The organism is Flavobacterium sp. W22_SRS_FP1 (genome assembly GCF_052113685.1).
Taxonomy (GTDB): Bacteria; Bacteroidota; Bacteroidia; order Flavobacteriales; family Flavobacteriaceae; genus Flavobacterium.
Window position 1 is genome coordinate 50643 of record NZ_JBGQOE010000014.1, and the last position, 13255, is coordinate 63897.

At 36.4% G+C, this 13255-nt stretch carries 13 protein-coding genes; 11 read left to right on the forward strand and 2 right to left on the reverse strand.

Annotated elements, in window-relative coordinates:
• Positions 1-2: 2 nt before the first annotated feature.
• Positions 3-3260, reverse strand: coding sequence for a SusC/RagA family TonB-linked outer membrane protein (locus ACEN2H_RS09600; protein ID WP_441732121.1), 3258 nt, complete (start codon positions 3258-3260; stop codon positions 3-5).
• Positions 3261-3940: 680 nt separating this feature from the next.
• Entirely contained in the window at positions 3941-5653 is a 1713-nt protein-coding gene (locus ACEN2H_RS09605; RefSeq protein WP_441732123.1) for a hypothetical protein, read from the reverse strand.
• A 181-nt stretch (positions 5654-5834) separates the two neighbouring features.
• Here ACEN2H_RS09605 and rpsL point away from each other — a divergent pair, with 181 nt between their 5' ends.
• From rpsL to rpsC, 11 genes are all read left to right on the forward strand, one after another.
• A complete protein-coding gene (rpsL, locus tag ACEN2H_RS09610) occupies positions 5835-6218 on the forward strand; it encodes a 30S ribosomal protein S12 (protein ID WP_007136570.1) in 384 nt (127 codons plus the stop codon).
• A 73-nt stretch (positions 6219-6291) separates the two neighbouring features.
• On the forward strand, positions 6292-6768 hold the full coding sequence (rpsG, locus tag ACEN2H_RS09615) for a 30S ribosomal protein S7 (RefSeq protein WP_007136569.1): 477 nt from the start codon (positions 6292-6294) through the stop codon (positions 6766-6768).
• A gap of 9 nt (positions 6769-6777) precedes the next feature.
• Positions 6778-8934, forward strand: a complete 2157-nt coding sequence (fusA, locus tag ACEN2H_RS09620) for an elongation factor G (RefSeq protein WP_441732124.1) — start codon at positions 6778-6780, stop codon at positions 8932-8934.
• An 11-nt stretch (positions 8935-8945) separates the two neighbouring features.
• The gene (rpsJ, locus tag ACEN2H_RS09625) at positions 8946-9251 is read left to right on the forward strand and encodes a 30S ribosomal protein S10 (RefSeq protein ID WP_040473603.1); all 306 of its coding nucleotides are present in this window, start codon (positions 8946-8948) and stop codon (positions 9249-9251) included.
• A gap of 154 nt (positions 9252-9405) precedes the next feature.
• The gene (rplC, locus tag ACEN2H_RS09630) at positions 9406-10023 is read left to right on the forward strand and encodes a 50S ribosomal protein L3 (RefSeq protein WP_091430435.1); all 618 of its coding nucleotides are present in this window, start codon (positions 9406-9408) and stop codon (positions 10021-10023) included.
• Positions 10023-10652, forward strand: a complete 630-nt coding sequence (rplD, locus tag ACEN2H_RS09635) for a 50S ribosomal protein L4 (protein ID WP_441732125.1) — start codon at positions 10023-10025, stop codon at positions 10650-10652. The genes rplC and rplD overlap by 1 nt, the downstream gene beginning before the upstream one ends.
• 6 nt (positions 10653-10658) lie before the next feature.
• The gene (gene rplW, locus ACEN2H_RS09640) at positions 10659-10949 is read left to right on the forward strand and encodes a 50S ribosomal protein L23 (protein WP_441732127.1); all 291 of its coding nucleotides are present in this window, start codon (positions 10659-10661) and stop codon (positions 10947-10949) included.
• Positions 10950-10958: 9 nt separating this feature from the next.
• Positions 10959-11783, forward strand: coding sequence for a 50S ribosomal protein L2 (rplB, locus tag ACEN2H_RS09645; RefSeq protein ID WP_035619640.1), 825 nt, complete (start codon positions 10959-10961; stop codon positions 11781-11783).
• Between the two features lie 7 nt (positions 11784-11790).
• Positions 11791-12069, forward strand: a complete 279-nt coding sequence (rpsS, locus tag ACEN2H_RS09650; protein ID WP_007136562.1) for a 30S ribosomal protein S19 — start codon at positions 11791-11793, stop codon at positions 12067-12069.
• A 6-nt stretch (positions 12070-12075) separates the two neighbouring features.
• Positions 12076-12486 (forward strand): 50S ribosomal protein L22, encoded by a 411-nt coding sequence (gene rplV, locus ACEN2H_RS09655; RefSeq protein WP_066081038.1) that lies wholly within the window; start codon positions 12076-12078, stop codon positions 12484-12486.
• A gap of 6 nt (positions 12487-12492) precedes the next feature.
• Entirely contained in the window at positions 12493-13242 is a 750-nt protein-coding gene (gene rpsC, locus ACEN2H_RS09660) for a 30S ribosomal protein S3 (protein WP_441732128.1), read from the forward strand.
• Positions 13243-13255 lie beyond the last annotated feature (13 nt).

The following is a 13255-nucleotide window of genomic DNA, read 5'->3' on the forward strand; positions in this document are numbered from 1 at the left end:
TTTTAAAACTGTAATTTAAGACTTGCTCCAATTTCTCTTATTGATGGCTGAGCTCCAGATTGATATCCTTGAACATTTCCAGAACTTAAACCTGCTTCTGGATCTGCATAGGGTACGTTTTTATCGATAATCCACAAGTTTCTACCAATTAAAGAGATAGCAACGTTATTGAAAGGTAGTCTACTTAATACTTTTTTATCAAAATTATAAGTTAAACTTGCTTGACGTAATTTAATGTATCCAGCGTCATAAACATGAGCTTTATTTGGTGCTCTATAGTATCCAAATGAATTTGCATAAGTATTGGTGTTAGCTCTAACTTGATTCGTAGTCCCATCAGGTGCTACTCCAGGAAAGATTACACCACCACTATCAGCGCCGTAATTTCCGGGTGTACCCGTAACAACATCTCTTACTGGATTACCTAACTCATTGTCAGCTGCTGAGAAGTCATACATTCCTGTGGCGTAGCCATACCAAGTATCAAGAGAAAATACATCTCCGCCTTTTTGCATGTCAATTAAGAAAGATAAATTAAAATTCTTATAACTGATGTTGTTGGTAAGTCCCGCTTTCCAATCTGCATTGATATCACCAATTACATTATTACTTGATGAAGTTCTTTGGTAATTACCAATTGAACTTGAGGTTCCTGTCTGACTAACGATTGGTTGACCATTATCAGCATAGATGTAGTCGCTTCCTCTGATGGTTCCGTAAGGTTGTCCAGGTGTTGCATTAATTGATATACCACCTTGTAATGATGCCAATTGTAAGTTGTTAATACCATTAAGCAGTTCAACTACTAGACTTTTGTTCTGAGACCAGTTCAGATTTAAATCCCATTGAAAATCAGCTGTCTTTAATGGAGTGGCATTCAGTTGTACTTCAACCCCTTTATTTTCAATAGTACCAGCATTCAGTACTGCTGATCCATATCCTGTCGAGGTTGATAATGGAATGGCTGTAATTTGGTTGATGTTTTGATTGTTGTAATAAGAAAGGTCAAATCCAACACGTCTCTTTAAAAATGACATCTCTAAACCAAGTTCATAACTATTTTGTCTCTCAGGTAAAAGATTCAAATTAGCTAGTGTAGTAGGGTTTGAAGCAACAGCTGTTCCGTTAAATGGAGTTCCAAAAGATAATGTATTGAAAACTCTATAAGGATCTGTAGCGCTACCCACTTCTGCGTAATTGGCTCTCACTTTACCAAATGATAACCATGGAGCTTCAATTAAAGAAGAGAATACTAAACTTCCAGAAACGGAATAGTAACCAAATCTATTGTTCTCTTTTGGCAGGGTAGATGATCTGTCAGTCCTATAGGAACCCTCAAGGTAAGCAAAACCATCATAACCTAAACTTGCTCTGATGTACTCGCCATCAACCATGCTACTTGAACCGTATTCAATTGGAGCGTTAATTGGACTTACTGTGTTTGAAAGTGAGTATAGACTTTTTATATTTAGACCTCCGTTAGTCTGAGCGCGAATATCGTTTCTAACGTTGTTTCGTAAGTTAAAACCAATGTTACCTTCTAGGTTTAATTTTTCAGTTAAATCTTTATTGAAGTTTAGCATGGCGTCGTAGTTGTATTCAGCTACATTGTTGTTATATCTTGAGTATTCTGATACATCTGCACTTCCCACATTGATTCTCTCTTCTTGCAATTCGCTGTAAGTATCAAATGAGAATCTAACAGAGGCTGATAACCAATCATTTATTTTGTTGTCTAAGGCAACATTACCGAATAATCTTGTTCTCGTGTCTGTTTGGTAATTTTCATAGAAGGTCCAGTATGGATTATCTGAATAAATTGGGCTTAAGTCATCTGGTCCATTTGGGTTCCAAGTGATGTTGTCACCCGTAAGAAGGTAAGCATCTTTTTGAGCTCCGTAATCAACATTCATTTGATTCCATTGTCTAAACTGTTGCATGATGTTACCGGATGAGTAACCAGTTCCGTTTCTACCTTTCCCATCATTTTTAACAAAATTGAAATAAGTAGAAACAGTCATTTTGTCTGACAAATCTTGAGATCCAGAAAAAGATATAGTGTTTCTTTTGATGTTTTGGTTCGGTAAATTACCCTCTTGTAGTAAGTTAGTGAAACCTAGTCTAAAAGAGCTTTTATCAGTTCCACCATCTAAGGACACAGAGTTCACTACGGTACTTCCCGTACCCCAAACTGAATTAGGATTGTTTTTCCCAGCGATCCAAGGAGTCGCCTTTTGATAAGTGTCTGTTAATTGAGGGTAAATAGAGTTCCATTGATACACCATTAAACTTGGATCAAATGCGGCTCCATAAGATGCATCCTCAGTAAATGGAGTTGTTAAATCATCAACGCCATCTCCGTTGATGTCTGCTAAATTAAAATAACCATCAGCTGATGCATAGTAAGGTCCGTAACCTGCTCCGTATTTATTTTGGTATGTAGGTAAGGTTGATTTATCTGCAGTGCCTAAAGTAACACTAGAGTTGATAGTTACACCAATACCTTTTTGTTTCCCCCCTTTTTTGGTAACAATCATTACTACACCATTAGAAGCTCGGGAACCGTAAAGTGCTGTTGCAGCAGCTCCTTTTAGAACGTTGATAGATGCAATATCATCAGGATTAATATCTGAAGCTGCATTTCCATAGTCATAACCACCTCCACCTGCTTGTTGATTTGCAGTGTTTGTGTTACCATTATCAATAGGTATTCCGTCAACTACAAATAAAGCCTGGTTATTACCAGATATAGAACTATTACCTCTAATGACAACTTGAGTAGATCCGCCTAAGTTACCAGATGTTTTAATGTCCAAACCTGCAACCTTACCAGAAAGTGAGTTTACGAAGTTAGAACTTTTAACATTAGATACTGCATCACCTGAGACTTCTTGTGTGGCATAACCTAAGGACTTTTTCTCTCTTTTAATCCCTAAGGCAGTAACGACTACTCCTTCAAGTTCAAAAGCAGTATTTTTCATTTTAACGGTAACTATTATTGATGTAGCTTTTAATTCTTGGGTTTCCATCCCAATGTAGCTAAAAATTAAAATTTGACTTGGGGCTGCATTAATTGCGAATTTCCCGTCAAAATCAGTTTGCGTTCCGAAGTTAGTTCCTTTGACTAATACACTCACACCTGGTATAGGCATTCCTGCATTATCAGAAACAACGCCAGTCACGGCTCTTTCTTGCGCAAAAGTTAGTTGCGTCATCAGTACTACAAATAGTACCAAGATTCCATTGAACTTTAGTTTCATTTTTAATTATTTTGAATTAGTCTCACAAAATTCTTAATAAAACGTTAAGTACCCTAGTATAACTGTTTGTTTAACTACATTCATCTACAATAGACATTATCGGTGTTAAATTAACGGGTATTCCTGTTTTATTTGTGCCTGACGTTAAGGGAAGGTTAACAAATTGTATTTTTTAATTACAGTTGCGAGCTGTTTTATATAAGAAATTACGGATGATTGAGGATGATTTTTGATATAGTGTTGTTTTTTGGATGGAAATAGATGTCTATTATTAAGCGATTGCTAGGTTTTCTGACAATATATGGTGGAGCTGAAAGATAACTTTTGAGCTATTTTTTTTTTACGCACTTATTGGCACTGAGTTAATAATTCCACTTTTGTCGGTAGGTACTTTGAATATAAAGTGTTGAAGTTAGTTGTCAAAAAATATGCAAAATGGATGATTTGTCAGTCGTAAGACTTCCGGATAGTATTAAGAGATTTGTCGAAAAAGAAGTGAAACTTGGAATGGAACGTTGGCAATTGTTTAACTAAATTGGAAAGTCACGGTCCTTCGGGGTTAGTGAGTCTATTTTCTCTAAAAAGCAACTTGTGTTGTTCTGTAATAATTACTTTTTTGTTGCAGATAGGAACGCATTTAGCTAGGTCAAAGAATTGTTTTGTTAGTCATTACCTGAAGTTTAAAACTTGACGTTGTAATTAAGGTTAAGAATCGTGTTAGAAAACTCTAATTTTTGGTCGTTCTCACTTCCAGCTGCGATCGAGATTTTTAAGGATCCGCTTTTTGTTTTTATTCCAAGCCCAAGCCCAATCCCCAATAAGTTAGTTTTGACATTAGCTTCTGTTTGTATTGATGAGTCTTGAAGAACGGAATAGTCAATTATGGTGTGAAAGTAAAGTGAGGGTGATGCAATGTAGCGATACTCCGTTAGAAGTGCTGTCATTAAATTCGCTTGAAGGCTATTTTCTGCAAATCCACGAATAGAGTTGACTCCTCCAAAACGGAATAATTCATTTGGGATGTAATTCGTGCTTTGCAAAAAGTAGTTTTGGCTTCTTATGTTAATTGAGTTTTTCTCGTTCAAATAAAAAGTATGTGTAGCGAGCAAATCAATGTAGAACTGTTTGTTCATGACAGAGCTATCTAGTAGATTATTTGTTTCTCTTGTTCCTATCCCGGTTTTAATATTCAGTTGAGATCCGTAAAAAAACATTGAATTGCGACTGTCTATTTTCGAATAGGCTAATTCTGAGGTGAGGTAGGAGCTTTTGTAATCAGTGATAAGTGAGTTATTGATGTTTTGAATATCGCTTGACAATGTAGATTGATAACCTAAGTAGAGACGAGTGTCATAGTTTAGATAGTAGCTTAAAGCTATGGCTATTTTGGTGTTTTGAAAAGTGCTGTCTTGTTTAAAGATGTTTAACTGGCCTCTCAATCCCAAGGAGCTTTTTAGTATGTAGGGAAGTTCTAGGGCAGTTTTAAATGTTTTTTGGTCGTTTCCGTCGCTTTTCCAATAAAGTGAAAACTGTTCCCCTGCTTTTATAATGTTTTGAAGAGTTAGGTCAAGATAGCCATTGAACGTTATTTTATTATTGATGTCGTTGTTGTTAAACCCTATAAAACCGTCAAATGTGTTGGTTTTTACGTTTTCGATATAAACGTAGACTTTGGTACTGTCGTTAGTAAATAATACCTCCGGATATTTTAGTTGGGTAATAAATGGGTATTTTTTAAAGTCGTCATGAATTTTACTCACGAGATCCTGGTTGAATATTTTGTTGTTGTATTTTCGATGGATTTGAGCTAAATGACCTTTAGGGAAGTACTTGTTTTCTGCTGCGCTGCCGTATTTAACCACGATAGAATTTAGTGTTCTCGGCTTTTCTGCTTCCAGTTTCAGTGTGGTAAATAGTGTGTTTCCTTTTATTTTTAGCTTAGTTAGATTTATTTTTGTGAAAGCGTATCCTTTTTCGTCCATTTTTTTTAAACTCTGGTCTAAAAAGGCTTCGGTCTGTATATAAGGTAGAACAAGGCTGTCTTTGTTCTCGTTTGAAAACAACAATCTATTGATTGTAGAATTTGTACCTATATATATATGTAACCATTTAATTCTGTTTCCTAAGTTTAGTTTTACGGTATAGCTGGAATCACTGACTTTATTTTGTGCAAGTATTTTATTTGTGAGGAATCCTATTTTTGATAGTTTTTCAACTATTAGTTCAAGCTCGTCAGCTACTGATTTTGCATTTGTATGATTAGAAATATAACCAAGGGAATCTATTGTTTTTGTTTCAGAAACTGAACTTCCTATAAGTTTTAGTTGCATCGTTTGTGCATAGGAGCTAAGCCCAAAAGTAAATAGTAAAATATAAATTAACTGATGTTTCAATTAAGTCGGGGTTTTGATAAAAGTAGTGCAAATATTTAAGGTTTGAAATAAAATTATGACCACGAAAGAATGTTGCTAAAAATTAATGAGTTAGCATTTGTAAATTTAAAAAAAAAGCATACATTTGCAAGCCCGTAAAAAGCGGGAATTAAATATACATAATAAATTTTTAGTATTAATTATGCCAACAATTCAACAATTAGTAAGAACAGGAAGAACTCAGATAACTAAGAAGAGTAAATCGGTTGCTTTAGATTCTTGTCCTCAAAGAAGAGGGGTTTGTACGCGTGTTTACACTACAACACCAAAAAAACCAAACTCTGCAATGCGTAAAGTAGCGCGTGTACGTTTGACAAATGGTAATGAAGTAAATGCCTACATCCCTGGTGAAGGACACAATTTACAAGAGCACTCGATAGTATTAGTTAGGGGTGGAAGGGTAAAAGATTTACCAGGAGTTAGATATCACATCGTTCGTGGTGCACTTGATACGTCAGGAGTAGCAGGAAGAACGCAGAGAAGATCTAAGTATGGTGCTAAACGCCCAAAAGAAGCAAAAAAGTAATTTAAAAAGTTATTCTTGTATTAGCATGATTCGTCATGGTTATACTAGTATGGCATTTTATTAAAAAAAAGACATGAGAAAAAGAGCGGCAAAGAAGAGACCACTTTTACCAGACCCTAGGTTTAATGACCAATTGGTAACACGTTTTGTAAACAACTTAATGTGGGATGGTAAGAAATCAACAGCTTTCAAAGTGTTTTATGATGCGATTGATATCATAGAATCAAAAAAGCAAGATGCAGAAAAATCATCATTAGAAATTTGGAAAGATGCCTTAACCAATGTTATGCCTCACGTAGAAGTGCGTAGTCGTAGAGTTGGTGGAGCTACATTTCAAATTCCGATGCAAATTAGACCAGACAGAAAAATTTCTTACGCGATGAAGTGGTTGATACTTTATTCTAGAAGAAGAAATGAAAAATCTATGGCTCAAAAATTAGCTTCAGAATGTTTAGCTGCGGCTAAAGAAGAAGGTGCTGCTGTTAAGAAAAGAATGGATACTCACAAAATGGCAGAAGCGAATAAAGCTTTCTCTCATTTTAGATTTTAATTCTACGAAATGGCTAGAGAACTTAAATATACAAGAAACATAGGAATTGCTGCTCATATTGATGCTGGTAAAACAACAACAACTGAGCGTATATTATTCTATACTGGAAAATCACACAAAATTGGTGAAGTGCACGATGGTGCTGCAACAATGGACTGGATGGCACAAGAGCAAGAAAGAGGGATTACGATTACTTCTGCTGCTACTACTTGTGAATGGAATTTCCCAACTACACAAGGCAAGCTTTTACCTGAGACATTGCCTTATCACTTTAATATTATTGACACACCGGGACACGTTGACTTTACAGTTGAAGTAAACCGTTCTTTACGTGTTCTTGACGGTTTGGTTTTCTTATTTAGTGCTGTTGATGGTGTTGAGCCGCAATCAGAAACTAACTGGAGATTAGCAGATCAGTACAAGGTGCCTCGTATTGGGTTCGTTAATAAAATGGATAGACAAGGGTCTGACTTTTTGATGGTATGTCAACAAGTAAGAGATATGTTAAAATCTAATGCCGTTGCGATCACTTTGCCAATTGGCGAGGAGAATGATTTCAAAGGAGTGGTAGACTTGGTGAGAAATCAAGCTATTGTTTGGGATGAAGAGGGTATGGGTGCTACATATGATATTGTGCCTATTCCGGAAGATATGTTGGAAGAAGTGAAGGAATACAGATCTATCCTTATTGAAGCGGTTGCTGATTATGATGAGAATCTGTTAGAAAAATTCATGGAAGATGAAAACTCTATTACTGAAGAAGAGATCAACGTTGCTTTAAGGGCTGCGGTTATGGACATGGCTATCATTCCAATGATTGCTGGTTCTTCTTTCAAAAACAAGGGTGTTCAGTTTATGTTGGATGCGGTTTGTAAATACTTGCCTTCACCAGTGGATAAAGATGGTATTCAAGGGATTCATCCTGATGATGCTGATTTGTTAGAAGAGGATCAAACTAAAATTTTGCGTAAGCCAGATGTTAAAGAGCCATTTGCTGCTTTAGCTTTTAAGATTGCCACTGACCCATTTGTTGGTCGTTTAGCTTTCTTTCGTGCTTACTCAGGACGTTTAGATGCAGGTTCTTATGTTTTGAACACACGTTCAGGAAATAAAGAAAGAATCTCGCGTATTTACCAAATGCACGCTAACAAGCAAAACCCTATCGATTTTATCGAAGCAGGTGATATTGGAGCTGCAGTAGGATTTAAAGACATTAAGACTGGAGATACTTTGTGTGATGAAAAGCACCCAATTATTCTTGAGTCGATGAAATTTCCTGCACCGGTAATTGGTATTGCAATTGAACCTAAAACAAAAGCTGACGTAGATAAAATGGGTATGGCTTTGGCTAAATTAGCTGAAGAAGATCCTACGTTTACTGTTAGAACAGATGAGGCTTCAGGACAAACTATTATTTCAGGTATGGGTGAGCTTCACTTAGATATCCTTGTTGATAGAATGCGTCGTGAATTTAAAGTTGAAGTGAACCAAGGTGAGCCTCAAGTTGAATACAAAGAAGCTTTTACAAAAACTGCTCAACACAGAGAAACATATAAGAAACAATCTGGAGGTCGTGGTAAATTCGGTGATATCGTATTTAAACTAGAGCCTGCTGATGAAGTGGATGGTAAAGTTCCTGTTGGATTGCAGTTTGTGAATTCTGTAAAAGGTGGTAACGTTCCTAAGGAATATATACCGTCTGTTGAAAAAGGTTTCAGAGAAGCTATGAAAACTGGTCCGTTAGCGGGTTACCAAGTTGATAGTTTAAAAGTAACTCTTTTAGATGGATCTTTTCACCCAGTGGATTCTGATGCACTTTCTTTTGAACTTGCAGCTAGAATGGGATACAGAGAAGTGGCTAAGGCTGCTGGAGCTGTAATTCTTGAGCCAATCATGAAAATGGAAGTTATTACACCAGAAGAAAACATGGGAGATATCGTAGGAGATATTAACCGTCGTAGAGGTCAAGTGAATGACATGGGTGATAGAGCAGGTGCTAAAACCATTAAAGCAGATGTGCCATTGTCTGAAATGTTTGGATATGTTACGACATTAAGAACACTTTCGTCAGGAAGAGCAACTTCTACTATGGAATTTTCACACTACGCGGAAACTCCTTCTAATATTTCGGAAGCAGTAATCAAAAAAGCAAAAGGAAACGCTTAATCTTTAAGAAAATGAGTCAAAAAATCAGAATAAAACTAAAATCTTACGATTATATGTTAGTAGACAAGTCTGCTGAGAAAATCGTAAAAACGGTAAAAAGTACCGGTGCAGTTGTAACAGGTCCAATCCCATTACCAACACACAAAAAACTTTTCACAGTACTACGTTCTCCACACGTTAACAAAAAAGCTAGAGAGCAATTCGAGGTAATGTCATACAAGAGATTAATTGACATTTACTCATCTTCATCAAAAACTATTGATGCTTTGATGAAACTTGAATTACCTTCTGGAGTTGAAGTAGAGATCAAAGTTTAAGTAGCTTACTAGTAAGAAAAGGGCACATTATTTAGGTGGGAATATTTTTTTAGGAATATCTGTAAATAAGTTATACTTTTGCAGCTCTAAAAAAATAGGTATCGCTTAAATAGTGTGTTCTATATTTATATTTAATAATTAATAATTAATAATTATGTCTGGGTTAATTGGTAGAAAAATCGGCATGACTAGCATTTTCGACGAGAACGGGAAGAATATTCCTTGTACAGTAATCGAAGCTGGACCATGCGTTGTTACCCAAGTCAGAACCAAAGGTGTTGACGGGTACGAAGCGTTGCAACTTGGTTTCGATGACAAAAACGAGAAACATTCCACAAAAGCGGCTTTAGGTCACTTTAAAAAAGCGGGAACTGTAGCTAAGAAAAAAGTCGTTGAATTCCAAAATTTTGCAACTGAACAAAAACTAGGAGATCTTATAGATGTTTCTATGTTTGTTGAAGGAGAATTTGTAGATGTACAAGGTGTATCTAAAGGTAAAGGTTTTCAAGGGGTTGTAAAACGTCACGGTTTTGGTGGTGTTGGTCAGGCAACTCATGGTCAGCATAACCGTTTAAGAGCGCCAGGTTCTGTAGGAGCTTCTTCTTATCCATCTAGAGTATTCAAAGGAATGCGTATGGCTGGACGTATGGGAGGAGAAAATGTAAACGTTCAAAACCTTAGAGTTTTAAAAGTAGTTGCTGAAAAGAATCTACTTGTTATAAAGGGATGTGTTCCTGGATGTAACAACTCTTATGTAATCATTCACAAGTAATGGAAGTAAAAGTATTAGATTTCAACGGAAAAGATACTGGAAGAAAGGTTGAACTTTCTGATTCAGTATTCGCAATTGAACCAAATAATCATGCAGTATACCTTGATGTTAAGCAGTATTTAGCTAATCAACGACAAGGAACGCACAAGGCTAAAGAAAGAGCTGAAGTTGCGGGAAGTACACGTAAGATTAAAAAACAAAAAGGAACAGGTACTGCTCGTGCGGGTAGTGCAAAGAATCCATTGTTTAAAGGTGGTGGAACAGTTTTCGGTCCAAGACCAAGAAGTTATTCATTCAAATTGAATAAGAGCTTGAAACGTTTGGCTAGAAAATCTGCTTTCTCAATCAAAGCAAAAGAGTCGAACATAATCGTTCTTGAAGACTTTAATTTTGAAGCGCCAAACACTAAAAATTTCATCAATGTTTTGAAGGCTTTAGAGTTAGAAAATAAAAAGTCTCTGTTTGTCTTGGGTGATGTGAATAAAAATGTATATTTGTCGTCACGCAATTTAAAAGGGTCTAGCGTAGTAAGTAGCTTAGAATTAAGTACTTACGCTATTTTAAATGCTACTAACTTAGTTCTTTTAGAGAGTTCTTTGGAGATAATTGAAGAAAATTTAAGTAAATAATAGGATATGAGCATCATAATTAAACCTATAGTAACGGAAAAAGTAACCAAAGAAAGTGAAGTTTTAAACCGCTTCGGATTCGTTGTTAACAAAAAAGCAAATAAAGTTGAGATTAAGAAAGCTATTGAAGCTGCTTATGGTGTAACTATATTGAGCGTTAACACGATGAACGTAAGACCGGATAGAACTACAAAATACACTAAAAGTGGTTTAATCAGTGGAAAGACGAATGCAACTAAAAAAGCAATTGTACAAGTACAAGAAGGAGAAACAATTGATTTTTACAACAATATCTAAGATAGAAAAATGTCAGTAAGAAAATTAAAACCTATTACCCCAGGTCAGCGATTTAGAGTTGTGAATGGTTATGACGCCATTACAACTGATAAGCCGGAACGCTCTTTGATAGCGCCGATAAAAAACTCTGGTGGTAGAAATAGTCAAGGAAAGATGACCATGCGTTATACGGGTGGTGGTCACAAGCAGAGATATCGTATTATTGATTTCAAAAGAACAAAGGAAGGAATTCCTGCGACAGTGAAATCAATCGAATACGATCCAAATCGTACTGCGTTTATCGCATTATTAGCTTATGCTGATGGTGAGAAAACTTATGTTATTGCTCAAAACGGATTGAAAGTAGGTCAGAAATTAGTTTCTGGTCCTGAATCTCAACCGGAAATTGGTAATACATTGCCGTTAAGCAGAATTCCTTTGGGAACTGTAATATCTTGTATTGAGTTAAGACCGGGTCAAGGAGCTGTAATAGCTCGTTCGGCTGGAACATTTGCTCAATTAATGGCAAGAGACGGGAAATATGCAACAATCAAAATGCCGTCAGGTGAAACAAGGTTAATCTTGTTGACTTGTGCTGCTACCATTGGAGCTGTTTCTAATTCAGACCACCAATTAGTTGTTTCTGGTAAAGCAGGTAGAACGAGATGGTTAGGTAGAAGACCTAGAACAAGACCTGTAGCGATGAACCCTGTCGATCACCCAATGGGTGGTGGTGAAGGACGTTCTTCTGGTGGACATCCACGTTCAAGAAATGGAATACCAGCAAAAGGTTATAGAACTCGTTCTAAGAAAAACCCGAGTAACAAGTATATCGTAGAACGTAGAAAGAAATAATTAAGATATGGCACGTTCATTAAAAAAAGGACCTTTTGTTCATTATAAGTTAGACAAGAAAGTTCAAGAAAACATCGCAGGTGGAAATAAAGGGGTTGTTAAGACATGGTCTAGAGCTTCTATGATTACTCCAGACTTTGTTGGGCAAACTATCGCAGTTCATAACGGTCGTCAATTTGTACCAGTTTACGTTACAGAAAACATGGTAGGTCACAAATTAGGAGAATTTTCACCAACTAGATCGTTTAGAGGTCATGCTGGAGCAAAAAATAAAGGTAAAAAATAAGAAGCAATGGGAGTTCGTAAAAGAGAAACAGCAGATGCGAGAAAAGAGGCTAATAAGTCTATAGCTTTCGCGAAATTGAATAACTGCCCTACTTCACCTAGAAAAATGCGCTTAGTAGCGGACTTGGTAAGAGGTCAGAAGGTAGAAAGAGCACTAAACATCTTAAGATTTAGTTCTAAAGAAGCTTCAAGAAAATTAGAAAAATTGGTTTTATCAGTAATTGCCAACTGGCAAGCAAAAAACCCTGAAGCTAATATGGAAGAAGCTGGTTTATTTGTTAAAACGATTACAGTAGATGGTGGAATGATGTTGAAAAGACTTCGTCCAGCTCCACAAGGTCGTGCTCACAGAATAAGAAAACGTTCTAATCACGTTACAATCGTATTAGGATCTATTAATAACACACAAGCAATTTAATACAAGATGGGACAAAAGACAAATCCAATTGGAAATAGACTTGGTATCATCAGAGGATGGGACTCAAACTGGTATGGTGGAAATGATTATGGTGATAAACTTGCCGAAGATCACAAAATCAGAAAGTATATCCATGCTCGTTTATCAAAAGCTAGTGTATCAAAAGTAATTATCGAGAGAACTTTGAAACTTGTAACCGTTACTATCACTACTGCTAGACCTGGTATTATTATCGGAAAAGGTGGCCAAGAGGTAGACAAGTTAAAAGAAGAACTTAAGAAAATTACTGACAAAGAGGTTCAAATCAACATCTTTGAAATCAAAAGACCTGAACTTGATGCTTATTTAGTTGCAACAAGTATCTGTCGTCAAATCGAAAGCAGAATTTCTTACAGACGTGCAATCAAAATGGCTATTGCTGCCTCAATGCGTATGAACGCAGAAGGTATCAAAGTTTTGGTTTCTGGTCGTTTGAATGGTGCTGAAATGGCACGTTCAGAAGGTTTCAAAGAAGGTAGGGTTCCTCTATCAACTTTCAGAGCTGACATTGATTACGCACTTGCTGAGGCGCATACTACTTATGGTAGAATGGGAATCAAAGTGTGGATCATGAAAGGTGAAGTCTATGGAAAGAGAGATCTTTCTCCTCTTGCAGGAATGGACAAAAAACAAGCTGGTGGTAAAGGTGGAGACGGTCCTCGTGGCAAATCTAACTTTAACAGAGGTGGAAAACCAGACGCTCGTAAAAGAAAGTAAATTTTTAAATTAA